This window comes from Thalassotalea psychrophila (assembly GCF_031583595.1).
GTDB classification, from domain to species: domain Bacteria; phylum Pseudomonadota; class Gammaproteobacteria; order Enterobacterales; family Alteromonadaceae; genus Thalassotalea_A; species Thalassotalea_A psychrophila.
In genome coordinates, this window is the sequence record NZ_CP134145.1 from 1057541 (window position 1) to 1074694 (window position 17154).

General features: G+C 39.5%; 14 protein-coding genes and 1 other RNA gene. 7 read left to right on the forward strand and 8 right to left on the reverse strand.

Going from position 1 to position 17154, the window contains the following annotated elements; all coding sequences use genetic code 11:
- Nucleotides 1-14 precede the first annotated feature (14 nt).
- From RGQ13_RS04440 to ssrS, 8 genes are all read right to left on the reverse strand, one after another.
- The gene (locus RGQ13_RS04440) at nt 15-278 is read right to left on the reverse strand and encodes a hypothetical protein (RefSeq protein ID WP_348392355.1); all 264 of its coding nucleotides are present in this window, start codon (nt 276-278) and stop codon (nt 15-17) included.
- A gap of 232 nt (nt 279-510) precedes the next feature.
- The gene (locus RGQ13_RS04445; protein WP_348392356.1) at nt 511-1335 is read right to left on the reverse strand and encodes an SAM-dependent methyltransferase; all 825 of its coding nucleotides are present in this window, start codon (nt 1333-1335) and stop codon (nt 511-513) included.
- Nucleotides 1336-1407: 72 nt separating this feature from the next.
- On the reverse strand, nt 1408-1971 hold the full coding sequence (locus RGQ13_RS04450) for a GNAT family N-acetyltransferase (RefSeq protein WP_348392357.1): 564 nt from the start codon (nt 1969-1971) through the stop codon (nt 1408-1410).
- A gap of 13 nt (nt 1972-1984) precedes the next feature.
- Nucleotides 1985-3904: a GGDEF domain-containing protein gene (locus RGQ13_RS04455; RefSeq protein WP_348392358.1), complete on the reverse strand. Its 1920-nt coding sequence runs from the start codon at nt 3902-3904 to the stop codon at nt 1985-1987.
- Between the two features lie 168 nt (nt 3905-4072).
- The gene (serA, locus tag RGQ13_RS04460) at nt 4073-5302 is read right to left on the reverse strand and encodes a phosphoglycerate dehydrogenase (RefSeq protein ID WP_348392359.1); all 1230 of its coding nucleotides are present in this window, start codon (nt 5300-5302) and stop codon (nt 4073-4075) included.
- Nucleotides 5303-5702: 400 nt separating this feature from the next.
- The gene (gene rpiA, locus RGQ13_RS04465; protein ID WP_348392360.1) at nt 5703-6359 is read right to left on the reverse strand and encodes a ribose-5-phosphate isomerase RpiA; all 657 of its coding nucleotides are present in this window, start codon (nt 6357-6359) and stop codon (nt 5703-5705) included.
- Nucleotides 6360-6480: 121 nt separating this feature from the next.
- The gene (locus RGQ13_RS04470; protein WP_348392361.1) at nt 6481-7131 is read right to left on the reverse strand and encodes a 5-formyltetrahydrofolate cyclo-ligase; all 651 of its coding nucleotides are present in this window, start codon (nt 7129-7131) and stop codon (nt 6481-6483) included.
- Between the two features lie 131 nt (nt 7132-7262).
- A non-coding RNA gene (gene ssrS, locus RGQ13_RS04475) (6S RNA) lies at nt 7263-7445 on the reverse strand.
- Between the two features lie 199 nt (nt 7446-7644).
- On the opposite strand from ssrS, the gene RGQ13_RS04480 reads away from it, so the two are divergent.
- The 7 genes from RGQ13_RS04480 to gcvP all read left to right on the forward strand — a co-directional run bounded on the left by RGQ13_RS04480 (nt 7645) and on the right by gcvP (nt 17084).
- Nucleotides 7645-8214: a UPF0149 family protein gene (locus tag RGQ13_RS04480; protein ID WP_348392362.1), complete on the forward strand. Its 570-nt coding sequence runs from the start codon at nt 7645-7647 to the stop codon at nt 8212-8214.
- 15 nt (nt 8215-8229) lie between these two features.
- On the forward strand, nt 8230-9555 hold the full coding sequence (gene pepP, locus RGQ13_RS04485; RefSeq protein WP_348392363.1) for a Xaa-Pro aminopeptidase: 1326 nt from the start codon (nt 8230-8232) through the stop codon (nt 9553-9555).
- 9 nt (nt 9556-9564) lie between these two features.
- Nucleotides 9565-10767 carry a 2-octaprenyl-6-methoxyphenyl hydroxylase gene (gene ubiH, locus RGQ13_RS04490; protein ID WP_348392364.1) on the forward strand — a complete coding sequence of 401 codons (1203 nt, stop codon included), beginning with the start codon at nt 9565-9567 and terminating at the stop codon, nt 10765-10767.
- Nucleotides 10768-10871: 104 nt separating this feature from the next.
- Nucleotides 10872-12101, forward strand: coding sequence for an FAD-dependent monooxygenase (locus RGQ13_RS04495; protein WP_348392365.1), 1230 nt, complete (start codon nt 10872-10874; stop codon nt 12099-12101).
- A gap of 349 nt (nt 12102-12450) precedes the next feature.
- Nucleotides 12451-13539, forward strand: a complete 1089-nt coding sequence (gene gcvT / locus RGQ13_RS04500) for a glycine cleavage system aminomethyltransferase GcvT (RefSeq protein ID WP_348392366.1) — start codon at nt 12451-12453, stop codon at nt 13537-13539.
- Nucleotides 13540-13705: 166 nt separating this feature from the next.
- Nucleotides 13706-14095 (forward strand): glycine cleavage system protein GcvH, encoded by a 390-nt coding sequence (gcvH, locus tag RGQ13_RS04505; RefSeq protein ID WP_348392367.1) that lies wholly within the window; start codon nt 13706-13708, stop codon nt 14093-14095.
- A gap of 100 nt (nt 14096-14195) precedes the next feature.
- Entirely contained in the window at nt 14196-17084 is a 2889-nt protein-coding gene (gene gcvP / locus RGQ13_RS04510) for an aminomethyl-transferring glycine dehydrogenase (protein WP_348392368.1), read from the forward strand.
- Nucleotides 17085-17154: the final 70 nt, after the last annotated feature.

The window sequence follows — 17154 nt, forward strand, 5'->3', positions numbered from 1 at the left end:
TTTTTTACTGAACATTAAATTGCTTGTTGTATTTTATCATCTTTTGCTGGAGAGTCTTCTTGATCGGGGACATCTTTTGGATCGTGTACACCTTGGCATACGACTTTAGGGGTATTAAACAATTGTTCAAGTGCATTGGTGTCGCCCGCTAACAGTAAATTAATCTGTGCTGTATTTAGGCCGTGCGCTTTTGCAAGCGCAGTTAATTGCGTCTCGTTTAGGTTGGCTAATTCTGCCTGGCTGCCCAGTTTGTTTAGTAAGCTAATGATTGTTGTCATAATATCCTCTATCTTGTTATTTATTTTTATTTGGTTTTATCCCTGTTTTCAAAAATAAGGATAAAATGTAAGCCTAGTAACATCCTAATACCTAGCTGTAGTTATCATGGTCAGTTTTTATGGTAATTTCAATAAAAACTTGAATCTAAACAATATTTTTATTGATTAGAGCTGTTGATTATATTTATTGAGCTAAATATTAATTCTATTTACCTAAAACTGCTTAGTAAAATCAAACACTACTAAGCGCTGGCGCATTACGCTGTTTTTCCAGCTCGGCCAATTTTGCTTGAATGCGTTTATTCACTTTAAGCTTAGCACTTGGCGGAATGATCATGGTGGTTATTTGTTTCACCTCGGCATCAATAAAATCTTGCAACGGCATTTTATCAATGCGCGGTTGCTCAAGTGCCGTGCTGGCGGCTTCATATAAAATAATTTCATGATCGACAGGGTAGTGTTGGTTGAGTACCTCAACCAATATTGCCCGGTATTGCTCGCCCGTTGAAAACTGGGTAAGGGTAGTATCACCCACAAAACCGACTTGCCAGAGTATTAAATGCGCACTGTTATCGATTTGTCGCTGAAAGTTAATAAACTGACTGGCTTCAAAGTTGGCACAGCCGACTCGGCCAGGGTCTATTCCGCAATCAGAAATTAAACAATCTTCAGCGCTTATGCCCGCTTCCATTTTGGCAAAATATCCTTCAGCTTGCGCCTGTTTAATCGCTTTATGGGTTGGGGTAACAAACATCCCCGGGTGGCCATAAAAGGCGCCAACTACTTTTTTTCCTTGGCGCATCGCGTTGAGCATTTCGTCCATCATTTGCTGATAGGTACGGCTTCGGGGTTTACCTTCTTGGTAATACTGCTGTAAATCGTGCACGTTCGGGTTTAGCTCAGTTAGCCACATTTGCATAAAACCGGTGTTACCGGTAATAAACACAATGTCGGCCTGTTCAATATGGCTTTTGGCGATAGGGGTAATGTGCGCGCCTAGGGTAATGCCGGTGCCTACGCAGACTAAACTGCCTTGTTTTTGTTGTATGTCAGTCATAGTGCTCTTGTTATTGTTGTTCGCTTTCATTTGCAGCTTGAAGCTTGAAGCTTGAAGCCAATAGCTTGCAGCTTAAGCAGGCTTATCAATATACCAATAATAATCATCATCGGTGTACATTATTTTGCTATCAGCGCTTATCCTGTCAGCATTTATTTGCTCAGTGGTTATTTTATCTGTGGGGTAGCGAAAGCGTTCAATGGTTTTTATCATCGCGCTGTTATTAACATTGGTGCGGATCATTAACCGCTCAATGCCTACTTTGCTAAAGGCAACAGTTAATAACTCGGCCAATACTTCTTTTGCGATGCCTTTGCCGATATATTCGCTTTTTAACATGATGCCAACCTCAACCGTAGGCAGCGTTTTACTCCACACCAACATACAAAAACCCTGCGGATGTTTGTCGCATGTATCTTTGCTTTTACCCTTAGCTTTACCTGTAATGGTAAAGGTCAGCAAGGTGTTTTGTGTGTTGCGCTTTAAACAAAACTCAAAGCGCGCAAACGCTTGCTCTTTAGTGAATACCCCACCAGTATATTTGCAGGTGGTTGGGTCTTGATACAGGCCAGTAAAAAACTCTTGATCATCAGCGTGCAGTAATTGCATGGCATAATTGTTTGTTTCAAATTGCATTAAATCGTCTTACTTATTCAAAAATATACTTTAATTCGCTGTCGTCTACTTTATATTTATCACGGTCGGTCATTGTTGTTTCAAAACAGCAGGTTTTATTACCACCATCGGCTTTGGCTTTGCGTAATGCTGTTGAGCTATCAGAAAGTAAATATTTTAACGAATACTCGCTTAACTCAGCGTCAGAAATACCTATGCTAACGTTAATTATTTCGTCTAGATGCATTTTATCGCTAAGTTGCGCTACTTCGAGGTGAATTTTTTCGGCAATATGCAATGCTTGCTTAGCATCGCACTTGGGCAAAAATAAACTAAATTCGTCAGCACCACTGCGCGCTATATGTTCATTTTTGTATACGTAATTATGTAAAAGTTGCGCGATAAGCTTTAACGATTGATCGCCTTTTTCAATGCCATGTTTATGATTAAAACTTCTAAAACCATCAATATTAACCACTAATAAGCTCAAGTTAAGCTGCCACTTTTTATGTTGATAAATAGTGGTTGCGGCTAAGTCGATAAAACGATTGCGGTTAAATAACTGAGTTAAAGGATCGTGGCGGTTTTTATCATTTTCAGTTATTTGTAAATGACGAATGTACAATATAATGGCGCCGAGCAGTAAAATGGTAAATATTTGCAAGGCAAATAACATCCGCCCAGCTCTAAACTTGTCCATATACGTTAACATTTCACTAAACGCATCATTATGCTTCTGTTCGGCTTGCTGTTTTTCTAAGACAAGTTTGTCTCTTATGCGATACTGCCCGTACACCTGATGATCAATTTGTGCACTGGCCAATTGTTTTTGCTGCTCTATATCTAAACTTACTGCCATTTTTTGTTGGTAAATATATAAATATTCCAATGCTTTATCAATATTACCAAGCTTATTATGCAGCTCTGCCAAGGTTGAGTATAAGTCGCTATAGGCTTTGTGGTACTTCAATAACATAGGCACGTTTTCAGCTTTTTGGGCAAACTCTAATGCCTTAGTAAAATCATTTAAATGAAAATACGCTGTTGCTATATAACTATAAAAGTTAAGCGATAAGTTGCTATATTTTATTGTTTCAACTTGGCTCAATTTAGGTAATAACAAATTAAGTGCAAGTTGATATTTCTTTTGGTCAATTAAGTGTTTGGCAATGTCAGTCCGAGTAATGTTTGCTGAGAGATGCTCACCCGCTAGCTCACAGGCCTTTATGGTGCTATCAATATAGCTTTTCTCTGCTAAATAACCGGTAAGTTGTAGTTTTGCATCTGTGTAGTGGTTGTGATGATAACAATGATCTCGAGCAGAATAATTATCGGTATTTATAGCCTTTAAAAATGTAAGCGCCGTTTGTGGTTGATTTAATTCATTATAATAATAAGCAATGACTTCATATACATCGCCTTTTATATTTTTATCGGTTAACGATTCACTATCTTGCAATAGTTGCGGGATTAATTTTGTTCCGGCAATAAAATTTTGCTCAACTAAATACAGGTTTAATAACGTGCTACTCGCGCGCGTTCGATGTTTTATTAATTTTGAATTTTGCATACTTTTATGCAGAGCTACCGACTTATGTCTATTACCCATTAAGTAAGCGTTATAGGCGGTTAAATAGGTTAATTCACCTTGTTGGCGGTAATTTAATTGCGATTGTATGGCGGTTAATTTCTTGATAATGCGCGCCGACTCTTCTTTATTAGAACTTTTAACGTTTAGTGCCTGTGCTAATAAAGCATCAATTTCGCTAAAAGTAAGAGTGTTTGCACTGTGCTTTTCTGTCGTTGCAGTAGGCGGCGTTTGAAATACCGCAAAGCTGTTAGGCGAATATAAAAACGCAAGTAGAGGTAAAAAGAATGGCACTAAAAACCAGGTGTTTGTTGTTAAACAAGCATTAGGCTTTGTTGCTGAATAATGTAAATAACTAATGAACATGATTCATTATTATTTGTTTAAATTGTGATTACAAGCTCCGAATTAATGGAGTTAAACAAAAAACCGACTGTGGCGTTAGCACGACAGTCGGTTTGATATTTACTTGTATGTATAAATTAACTAGCAAACTAGTTAGTGAGCCAATTAATGAGCCAATTAGTGAGCCAATTAGTGAATTAGGCGTGCTCTAATTGTGCCATCAATGGCTTTTAATTCTTTTAATGCGGTTTCAGCGTGATGTGTTTCAACATCGATAACTACATAACCAATTTTATCGTCGGTTTGTAAATACTGAGCTGCAATGTTGATATCACGTTCGGCAAACGCTTTGTTAATTTGCGTTAATACACCTGGTTGGTTGTGATGTATATGAAATAAGCGTGAACGATCGGTATGAGCAGGTAGTGATACCTCAGGGAAGTTAACCGCAGATAGCGTTGAGCCATTGTCTGAGTATTTAACAATTTTACCTGATACTTCACGACCAATGTTTTCTTGCGCTTCTTTAGTGCTACCACCAATATGCGGCGTTAAAATAACATTATCAAAGGCACGTAATGGAGATACAAATTCTTCATCATTTGAACCGGGCTCTACTGGGAATACATCAATGGCTGCGCCGCCAAGCTTTTTAGATTCAATCGCTTCTGCAAGGGCGTCAATATCAACCACAGTACCACGGGCGGCATTAATGAAAATGGCACCTTGTTTCATCGCATCAAATTCTGCAACGCCCATCATATTTTGCGTAGAGGCAGTTTCTGGTACATGTAAGGTAATAACATCGGCAGTATTTAATAGCTCGGTCATGCTGTCTACTTGGCTGGCATTACCTAATGGCAATTTAGTTTCAATGTCGTAAAACTTAACTCGCATGCCAACATGCTCGGCTAAAATGCCTAATTGTGTACCAATATGGCCGTAACCAATAATACCTAATGTTTTACCACGAGCTTCAACTGAGCCAACGGCTGTCTTTTGCCAAACTCCGCGATGGGCTAGAGCGCTCTTTTCAGGAATACCACGAAGTAATAATAAGGTTTCACCAAGTACTAATTCGGCTACCGAACGTGTATTTGAAAACGGCGCGTTAAATACTGGAATACCGCGAATTTGTGCTGCTTCAATATTTACTTGATTAGTACCGATACAAAAACAACCAATAGCCGCTAACTTATTGGCATGCGCTATTACATCGTCAGTTAACTGAGTGCGCGAGCGAATACCTACAAAATGTACATCGCTAATTTTTTGCTTTAGCTCTTCATCATCTAATGCGCTTTTCACGTATTCAATGTTGCTATAACCGTTCGACTTTAATACCTCTAAAGCTGATTGGTGTACGCCTTCAAGAAGAAGAATTTTAATTTTGTCTTTGTGCAAAGATTTTATGGTCATAGCTGATTAACTCTTTATGTACTGCCACTGAATATTATTCAGGATGCGTATTAAATAACAAATTGGGTCGTTTGAATCTAACTGTTTTAGATGGCTAGATATCTGAATGAAGGTATAAACTAACATATAGAGTTAAAACTCGAAAGAACTATTTTAGTGCATTTATATCTATTTTATAACATAGCAAAGTTGCGTATTGACTGGTGTTTATTTAAATCGGAAATTTTACTTACGAGTGATTTTAATACTGTGATACTTGTTTGTGTTGAATATTATTCGGTGTGTGCTTGCTGTCTAAGCTTTTTGTTGTAAAAATTTATAAGTTTTAATTATTGATCATTAATAAAAATGCAGGCAGTAAAGACTGCCTGTTTACGTGGGGTGTTATTTAGTTATCTCTTTAAGAGATAACTTTGCTGCCGTTCGGTGTGCCAAGTACCAACACATCTGCGCCGCGATTTGCAAATAAACCGTTGGTTACTACGCCAACTAAGGCGTTAATGTTAGTTTCCATTTCTATCGGATTTAAAATTTGCATGTTATATACATCTAAAATTACATTGCCGTTGTCGGTAACAACTCCTTCACGGTAAACAGGATCGCCGCCAAGTTTTACTAGTTCACGTGCCACATAGCTGCGCGCCATTGGAATTACTTCAACCGGTAATGGAAAATTACCTAATACCCCAACTTGCTTGCTTTCATCACAGATACAAACGAATTTTTTAGCAACTGCCGCAACAATTTTTTCACGGGTAAGGGCAGCACCACCACCTTTGATCATATGCATGTGTTCGGTGATTTCATCGGCGCCGTCTACATATACCGCTAAATCGTCAACTGAGTTTAAATCGAAAACTTCAATGCCGTAGTCTTTTAAGCGCTCGGTAGAAGCTTCTGAACTAGATACTGCTCCAACAATCGTATGCTTAATTGTTGCTAGAGCGTCGATAAAATGATTTACCGTAGAGCCTGTTCCCACACCAACTATGCTGTCTTGCTCAACAAATTCTAATGCTTTTATTGCTGCGGCTTTTTTCATTTCATCTTGGGTCATATTCGATCCTGTTTTGTATTTAATACTTGGTATTAGTTAATTGCGCAGATTATAACCTCGTAGGCGTTAAGGTTAAATGTTTTATTTATCGATGAGGGATCAATTTATGGCGATTTACTTGTTATTCTGGGCTAAGTATTTCAGCTAACGGAATATCCCAATGCTCAACAGGTACTTCGGCTATTTTTTGGCAAGTATGAGCAACACCAAGTGGGAACGGCTTGATCTGTTTAGAATGTTGTTTATTGCTTTGTTTGGGTTGTTGGATGAATAGCTTATGCCAAGTGGCTAACGTTCTATCGTAAAAACCACCACCCATGCCAATACGGTTACCTGTAGAGTCAAACGCTACTAGAGGGGTAATTAATACGTCTAATTGCGCAACGGGTAATACATTACCTACATTTAATTTTGGTTCGCTAATACCATATTTATTGTTTACCAAAGGTGTGCTTGGCAAATAATGCAAAAATAGTAAATTGCCTTTACAAAACGGGTGTATTACCGGCAGGTATACTTGCTTATTTTGTTGCCAGCACCACTGAATAAAATCAACCAAATCTAACTCACCATCATTGGCAAGGTATACCGCAATACTGTCTGCTGCCACTACTTGTGGATGCAGGCTTAGTTTAGCGCTAATAGCAGCACTTGCTTGTTGTTGTTCAAGTTTAGTGAGTTGTTGGCGTAGACGACGAATATCCGCACGAATTTGTGCTCGTGATTTATTGGGAGTAGAGGATGAGTGCGCTATTGGCTGATTAGAAGTCATACACAGAAGGTAAAAATAACTAGGGTCAGAGTCAAGTTAATTCTAAACACCGAACTCAAAAAATAACTAGGGTCAGAGTAAGTTAAATCAAAATAACGTGACTCTGACCCTAGTTATTTTAAAAAGAAAAGCAGTTCCCCAAAATGCCATTATTAACACCAGTCCTCGAACAACCGTGTGTTCAAGGCGGAGATCGCACAATTACCGTAGGCTTCCCAAACAAGTTGGGCCTGCTCAATAGCAACCGATAGACCCCCTTAGGTAAAACTTATCGGCTCAGGGACATAGTTAATAACCGAACACCCCAGGGAACTTATGTTAATTATAACCCAGAAAGGCAGTATAAATGTATTAAAATGTAGAAAATTTATGAATAACTTATCCCTAATCAAATATATATTAAATAATAACCAGTTAGCGCTATATTAATGAGCACTCTACCTATAAAAACTGGTCGAATTCGCCTTTGAGTGTTAGGATTACAAGATAATTTTATACAAAGAATATAAGCAGATGAGTGAACAAACGTCTTTAAGTTTTGCTAGCGTGCAAGCAGCCCTAGGTGGTGAGAATTTTCAAGGCAGTGCCTCAGAAATTCATGGTTTATTAACCGGTGTTATTAGTTCGGGTTTTGCCTTTGAAGATGACAGCTACTTGTCTCTTATTAGTGACTTTTTCAATAATGGTGAAGGTTTAGGTAAAAACCTAAAAGATTTACTAAAGCAACTATATGGTGATATTTGGCAAGCAGTGCTTGATGACAATTTTAGTTTTCAGTTGTTGTTGCCTGATGATGAAGAAGCTATGGTTGAACGTGGACCTGCGCTGAGCTTATGGGTACAAGGCTTTAACTTGGGTTTTGGCTTACAACAAAAAGACAAAACTAAATTCTCTGAAGACGTTGCTGAAATCATTAAAGACTTTGGCGACATTGCCAACCTTTCTAGTGAATTAGAAGAAGATGAAGAAACCGAAAATGCCTATTATGAAATTTTAGAGTATGTTCGCATTTCCGCACTATTATGTTTTGCTGAATTAGGTGCTAAGCCTGACGCAAATAACGCCGAAAACACATTACATTAATCGAATACAATATTTATGAAACATACCAAAATTGACGTGAGCGAATTTGTTGCTCGCCGTGAAAAACTGCTTGCTGCAATGCCTGAAAATTCAGTGGCATTAATACCTGCCAATAAAGAAGTGACTCGCTCACGTGATACCGAATTTTTATTTTGCCAAGACAAAGACTTTTACTACTTAACTGGGTTTCATGAGCCTGATGCATTATTAGTGTTGGTTAAAGGCGATGAGTTTGAGTCGGTATTATTTTGCCGTGATAAAGATCCTGAGCAAGAAGTATGGCATGGTCGTAGAGTTGGCGCTGAAAAAGCTCAATCTGATTACGCATTTGATTTAACTTATACCTTAGATGAGTTAGAACAAGTACTGCCGATGTACATTAATGCCAAACAAACTTTATTGTTTGCCCAAGGCGCACAAGATGAGTTTGACCGTTTAGTGTTTGCTTGTTTAGATGTATTGCGCGGCGGAGTAAAACAAGGCCTAACTGCGCCAAATACCATTATCGATCTTCGTGAAACTATTCATGAAATGCGCTTAATAAAATCTGACGCTGAAATTCAAGTGATGCGTGAAGCTAATGTAATTTCTGGTAATGCTCACAAGCGCGCGATGGAGTTTACCAAACAAGGCGTATTTGAATATCAAGTTGAAGCAGAAATACTGCATGAATTTGCCTCAAACGGTGCCCGTACTGCAGCTTATGGTTCAATTGTTGGCGGTGGAGAAAACGCCACTATTTTACATTATACCGACAATGACGAAGTGTTAATTGATGATGACTTATTATTAATTGATGCGGGTGCTGAGTTAGCCGGATACGCCGCTGATATCACCCGTACCTTCCCAGTAAATGGTAAATTTAATGAAGAGCAAGCCGCACTTTATAATTTAGTATTAAAATCGCAAATGGCTGCTATTGAGGCAATAAAGCCCGGAGCTAACTTTGCCGAGTTAAATGACATTGTAAATGCTGTATTAGCAGAAGGCTTATTAGAGCTTGGCTTATTAGAAGGTGACTTAGATTCGCTTATTGAAGAAAAAGCCTGTAAAAAATATTTCATTCATGGCTTAGGCCATTGGCTGGGTTTAGATGTGCATGATGTCGGTGATTACCACATGGATGAAAACCGCAAACAATTACGCAGCTTTGAACCAGGTATGGTAATGACCATTGAACCCGGTTTATATATAGATGCCGAAGCCTCTGTTGATGACAAATGGCAAGGTTTAGGTGTGCGAATTGAAGATAATATTTTAGTAACTAAAAATGGCTATGAGAACTTAACCGTTAATGCGCCTAAAACTATCAGCGACATTGAAGCTGTGATGAATAAGTAATAGCGAATAATGACAACACCAATTAACTTTGACGTGATCATATCTGGCGCTGGCTTAGCTGGCGCAAGTATGGCGTTAGCCTTGTCTAAACTTAGTAAAGCCGATGGTACAAAGCTGTCTATTGCGGTTGTTGAAGCGTTTGCAATTAAAGACAATTTACCTAAAAGTTATGATGCGCGGGTGATTGCCTTATCGCATGGTACGGCTACTTACCTGCAAGAACTTGGTGTTTGGCAAGCGTTAAAACCTGATGCCATGGCAATTGCCAATATTCATATTTCTGATCGCGGTTATTACGGCAAAGCACGAATGAATGCCACTGATTATGGTGTATCTGCGTTAGGCTTTGTCAGTGAAATGCAGGCCATTGGTAATTGTTTAATAACCCCGTTAAAGCAATGCGCTAATGTGCACTTTATTGAAGGGCAAAGTATTACCAATATTAAATGGCAAAAAAATGAAGTCACTGTCGTTTTAGCCAATGGTAATTCTCTAAGTGCTAATTTATTGCTCGGCTGCGATGGTGGCCAATCGGTATGTCGACAGCAAGCTAAAATTTCAAGCCAAGAGTCTGATTACCAACAAGTGGCCATCATTGCCAACGTAACTCCAAGTAAAGCACACAAAGGCAGAGCGTTTGAACGCTTTACCGAATATGGGCCATTGGCTATGTTACCTATGACTGATGATAGATGTTCGTTAGTGTGGACGGTAACACCCGAGCAAGTCACACCACTTTTAGCGTTATCAGATGATGAATTTTCCCAACAACTTGAAAACGCTTTTGGTAGTTGGCTTGGCAGTTTTCGCCATGTAGGTAAACGCTTTAGCTACCCGTTAAAATTAATTCAGGCCGATGAGCAAATTCATCACCGTATGGCGCTTGTTGGTAATGCATCGCATACATTGCACCCTATTGCGGGACAAGGATTTAACCTTGGCATGCGCGACGTTAAACAAATGGCGCAAACCATAGCACAAGCACTCGCTGAAAATGCAGACATTGGTAGCCATAAACATTTAAGACATTACGCTGATAATCGTGCAGAAGATCATAATCAAGTTATCGCTTTAACTGACTCGTTAGTGCATTTATTTTCTAATAAGCATTTACCACTAGTAGTTGGCAGGGGCGTTGGTTTGAAAGTATTGAATTATTTAGCGCCATTAAAGAAAGCGTTGGCTGAGAAAACAATGGGGCATACTCGTTGAAGCTTGAAGCTTGAAGCTAGAAGCAGATCCTGAAACGAGTTCAGGAAGTTATAAGTAGTTCCCGGTATACACCAGGATGAATAGCACGTAGGAAAGTAGAATAAATGCAAAGTTACGATATCGTTATTGTTGGTGGTGGCATGGTGGGTTTAACCGCAGCTTTAGCTATTTGTAAACAAACGCCATTAAAAGTAGCCATTATTGATAGCCAGCCGTTAAACCCTATTAGCGATACTCCTCATTTAAGGGTAAGCGCGATTAATGATGCCAGTAAGCAACTATTTACTAACTTAGGTGTGTGGTCAGATATTACCCGAGTTCGCAGCCAAGCGTATACTAATATGCATGTATGGGATAAGGACGGTTTTGGCCATTTAGATTTTGACTTAAATGATTTACCAAACTCCTCCAATAATGATGACTGCTTAGGCACTATTATTGAAAATGACGTTATTCGTAATGCCCTTTACCAAGCCGCAGATCAGCATGACAACATAACCGTGATTCAACAAACGCTCACCAGTATTGGTACTGGCGAAAGTGAAGTGTTTTTAAGCTTTAGCGATCATACGCCGATAATTGCAAAACTAGTGGTTGGCGCTGATGGTGCAAATTCGTGGGTACGTAAACAACTTGATATGCCAATAACTTTTCGTGATTACGATCATCACGCCGTAGTCGCAAGTGTTGCATGTAGCCAAGGCCATCAAAAGACCGCATGGCAAGTATTTTTAAATACCGGTCCATTAGCGTTTTTACCGCTTTACCAACAAAACACTTGTTCAATAGTATGGTCATTACCTCCCGAAGAGGCTGCGCGAGTAAAAGCACTTTCTGCAGAAGAGTTTAACAAAGAAATAACCGCAGCAAGCGATGGCAAACTTGGCCAAGTTAGCGTACAAAGTGAACGGGTAAGTTTTCCATTAACCATGCGTATAGTACGGGAGTTTGTAAAAGACCGAGTCGTACTTATTGGCGATGCCGCGCATACTATTCATCCACTTGCTGGCCAAGGAGTTAACTTAGGTTTAGTTGATGCCGCAGCATTAGCGCAAACTATTGTTAGCGCGTTAAGCGATGATAAAGAGCTGGCTGATGGTAAATTACTGGGGCATTTTAGTCGTTGGCGAAAAAATGATGCTACTGAAATGATTACCGCAATGGAGTCAATTAAACAAGGCTTTAGCCTGCAGCAAGTATTGCCTAAATTTGTTCGTGGCATGGGCATGGCATTATTAAATAATATCTCGCCGTTAAAACAACTATTGATCAAACAAGCCATGGGTCAAACCGCAAATTTACCTGAACTTTCTAAAGTAAAAGATCCGCTCTAATATCCGTTGCCATTCAAAACGCATTTGAAACTTGCATCTTGAATGGTATCGCCTATATAACCTTCTGATATAAAAAATGGAATTGTCTTAATATTATCGTTTTTTAAATTTCATCATGCGAAATTAAATTCGGATAATTTGGTGGTTTTAGAATTATATGCTGAATGAATCAAATTGACGGTTTATTGTTTTAAATATGACTATTTTGAATTGATCGGAGGTAAACTCCGACGTATAATCTTCGGCAAATTTTCGTAACGAATTATTAGCTTTTTCGGTTACTAATTCGACAAAGCGTTAGGTTTCAGCTAAATAGACTGAACTAACCCAAAGTTAAAAGTGAAAACATATGACTAATAAAACGGTATTACACGCTAAGCACTTAGAATGTGGCGCAAAAATGGTTGATTTTTACGGCTGGGAAATGCCAATTAACTATGGCTCACAAATAGAAGAACATCATGCTGTTCGCACCAACGCTGGTATGTTTGATGTATCGCACATGACTATTGTTGATATACAAGGAAGCGATGCAAAAGCTTTCTTACGTCGTTTAGTGATTAACGATGTGGCAAAGTTGGAAGTTGCTGGTAAAGCTCTTTATACCGGTATGTGTAATGAAGAAGGTGGCGTAATTGATGATTTGATCGTTTATTTCTACACTGACACTGAATACCGTTTAGTTGTTAATTCGGCAACTCGCGAAAAAGATTTAGCTTGGATCAACAAACAAGCCGCGGATTACTCCGTAACAATTACTGAACGTCCTGAATTTGCAATGATTGCTATTCAGGGTCCACAAGCAAAAGCAAAAGTTGCTACCTTACTAACTGCAGAACAAACTGCTGCGGTTGATGGTATGAAGCCATTCTTTAGTGTTCAAGCGGGCGATTTATTTATTGCTACTACTGGTTACACTGGTGAAAACGGTTACGAAATTGCATTACCTGCAGATATGGCTGCCGATTTCTGGCAACAACTTGTTGATGCTGGTGTTACGCCATGTGGCTTAGGTGCTCGTGACACCTTACGTTTAGAAGCAGGTATGAACCTTTACGGTTTAGATATGGACGAAACTGTATCGCCACTTGCTGCTAACATGGCATGGACTATTGCTTGGGATGACGCAGATCGCAACTTTATCGGTCGTGACGTATTAACTGCACAACGCGCCGCCGGCGATCAACATAAACTTGTTGGTTTAGTGATGGAAGCGAAAGGTGTTTTACGCACTGGTTTAAAAGTTATTACTGAACATGGCGAAGGCGTTATTACTTCAGGTACCTTTTCACCTACATTAGGTTACTCAATTGCGATGGCAAGAGTACCTCGTGCGGTTAAGTTAGAAGACACAGTACAAGTAGAAATGCGTAAGAAGTCGGTTGATGTAAAAGTTATCAAACCAAGCTTCGTAAGAAACGGTAAAAAAGTATGTTAATTCGCTTTAAATAACATTTTAGCGAAAATAGTATAAAAACTAATTCCAAAATGAAATTGTTTGGCTAGAATATAAGCAACTTAGCTAAATGCTAACAGTTTATTTGAGTAAACAATTTCATAGTTTATTAACAGATTTAAATTTAAAATTATTAGGAAACAAAAAAATGAGCAACATTCCTTCTGAGTTAAAATATGCAACATCTCACGAGTGGGTACGTAACGAAGGCGACGGTACAGTAACAATCGGTATTACTGAGCACGCACAAGGCCTTTTAGGTGACATGGTATTTGTTGAATTACCAGATGTTGGTGATGAAATAAGTACTGGTGACGACGTAGCCGTAGCTGAGTCTGTTAAAGCCGCTTCTGATATTTACGCACCTGTTTCTGGTGAAGTTATCGAAGTAAACGAAGACCTTGAAGATTCACCTGAGTTAGTTAACTCTGACGCATTTGGTGACGGTTGGTTATTCAAAGTTAAATTAGATGACGCCGCTGAACTTGACGCATTATTAGATGCTGAAGGTTACGCAAACTCAATTGATGACGAATAAGTCTAATTAATCAATTAGTTATAAACCCTGAGCAATTGCTTGGGGTTTATTGTTTTACGTAAGTAAATAAATTCAAATTTTTTATTAAGTAAGTGATGTTATGTCTACTCAAACTTTATCTCAGTTAGAACAAACCCAAGATTTCATTCGTCGTCATATAGGCCCGAATAGCGAACAAACTAAAGCCATGTTAAATGACATTGGCGCGGACTCTGTTGATGCCTTAATCGATGAAATTGTACCGGCCAATATTCGTTTAACCGAATTACCAGCCATTGGTGAAAGCAAAACTGAAGTTAAAGCGTTAAGCGACTTAAAAGCGGTTGCTAGCCTTAACGTAGTAAATCAATCAAACATTGGTTTAGGGTATTACCCAACGCATACTCCGGGCGTAATTTTGCGCAACGTGCTTGAAAACCCAGGTTGGTACACGGCTTATACGCCATACCAGCCAGAAATTGCTCAAGGCCGTTTAGAGTCGTTATTAAACTACCAACAAATGTGTTTAGACTTAACCGGTTTAGACTTAGCATCGGCATCACTTCTTGATGAAGGTACCGCAGCAGCTGAAGCTATGGCTTTAGCAAAACGTGTATCTAAAAACAAAAAATCAAACTTGTTCTTTATTGCTGATAGCGTTTTTCCACAAACTATTGACGTTGTTAAGCAACGTGCAGACATGTTTGGTTTTGATCTTGTTTTTGGCCCAGCCGAAGATGTGGTTAACCACAATGTATTTGGTGCGTTATTACAATACCCAACAGCATCGGGTGAAGTGTCTGACATTACCCCGCTTATTGAAGCGGTTCATGCGAACAAAGGTATTGTTGCAGTAGCTGCCGATATTATGAGTTTAGTGTTACTTAAAGCGCCAGGCGAGTTAGGCGCTGACGTAGTAATTGGTTCAAGCCAACGTTTTGGTGTACCAATGGGTTACGGCGGACCACATGCTGCGTTTTTCACTACTTCTGATAAGTACAAACGTTCATTACCGGGTCGTATTATTGGTGTATCTAAAGATACTCGCGGGAAAGATGCGCTGCGTATGGCAATGCAAACTCGTGAGCAACATATTCGCCGCGAAAAAGCCAACTCAAACATTTGTACCGCACAAGTATTATTAGCCAATATGGCAGCGTTTTACGCGGTTTATCATGGGCCTAAAGGTTTAAAAGTAATTGCACAGCGTATGCACCGTTTTGCTGATATTTTATGTTTAGGTACAGCGCAACAAGGCTTAACCGCAATTCATCAAAATTACTTTGATACGTTAACGTTTGCTGTCGACAACAAAGAAGAAATTGTTGCTCGTGCTTTAGCAAACGGCGTTAACTTGCGTGTTGATGTAGACGGTCAAGTTGGTGTTGCTCTAGATGAAACAACAACTCGTGAAAATTTAATCACATTATTTGATGTGTTACTTGGTGAAGGCCATGGTTTAGATGTTGCAGAATTAGATGCCGCTATCGTGTCATGTGGTCATTCTTCAATTCCTGCTGCACTTGTACGTGAGTCTGCTATTTTAACTCATCCAGTATTTAACTCGTACCACTCAGAAACTGAGATGTTACGTTACATCAAAAAACTGGAAAACAAAGATTTAGCGCTTAACCATTCAATGATTTCATTAGGTTCATGTACGATGAAACTTAATGCGACTGCGCAGATGATCCCAGTATCATGGCCTGAATTTGCTAATATGCACCCGTTTGCACCAATCGATCAAGCGCAAGGTTACAAGCATATGATTGATGAGTTAGGTGATTGGTTAGTTGAACTTACCGGTTACGATAACATCTCTATGCAACCAAACTCGGGTGCTCAAGGTGAGTATGCAGGTTTGATCGCTATTCACAAATACCATGAAAGCCGCGGCGACAGCCATCGTAACATTTGTTTAATCCCATCATCTGCGCACGGTACTAACCCTGCCTCTGCACAAATGGTTGGCATGAAAATCGTAGTTACCGCCTGTGATAAAGACGGTAACGTTGATATGGCTGATTTAAAAGCAAAAGCCGAAGAGTATTCTGAAAACCTTGCTTGTATCATGATCACCTATCCATCTACGCACGGTATATACGAAACAACAATCAAAGAGATTTGTGAAATCATTCACGCTAATGGCGGTCAAGTGTACCTTGATGGCGCTAACATGAATGCTCAGGTTGGTATTACTTCTCCTGGTTTTATTGGTGCAGATGTTTCGCACTTAAACTTACACAAAACCTTTGCTATTCCACACGGTGGCGGTGGCCCAGGTATGGGACCAATTGGTGTTAAAGCTCACCTTGCGCCATTCTTACCTGATCACGCAATAGTTACTGTTAATGAATCAAATAAAGGCAACGGCGCGGTATCGGCGGCACCATTTGGCTCTGCAGGTATTTTATGTATTTCTTATATGTACGTTGCCATGCTGGGCAAACAAGGTGTAACCGATTCAACTAAATACGCAATTACCAACGCAAACTACCTCGCGCACAAGTTAAGCGAACATTTCCCTATTTTATATACGGGCAACAACGGCCGCGTAGCACATGAGTGTATTGTTGATTTACGTCCACTTAAAGAAGCTTCAGGCATTACTGAAATGGATGTGGCAAAACGTTTAATGGACTACGGTTTCCATGCGCCAACAATGTCATTCCCAGTAGCGGGTACATTAATGATTGAGCCAACTGAGTCGGAAGCGAAAGTTGAACTTGACCGTTTTGTTGAAGCAATGGCGAGTATTCGCAACGAGATTGCCAAAGTTGAAAATGGTGAATGGACCCTTGAAGATAATCCTCTTCATAATGCTCCACACACATTAGCAGACATTACTGATGCATCTTGGGAACGTGGCTATTCTATCCAAGAAGCAGTATTCCCTGTTGCAGCAGCAGCGGCGAATAAGTTCTGGCCAACGGTTAATCGTATCGATGACGTATTCGGCGACCGTAACTTAATTTGTTCTTGTCCTGCAGTTTCGACTTACGAAGACTAGTATTTAATGATGAGTTGTAATTAAGTTTGTAACTCAGATTTGACTAAAAGGTGAGCTAAATGCTCACCTT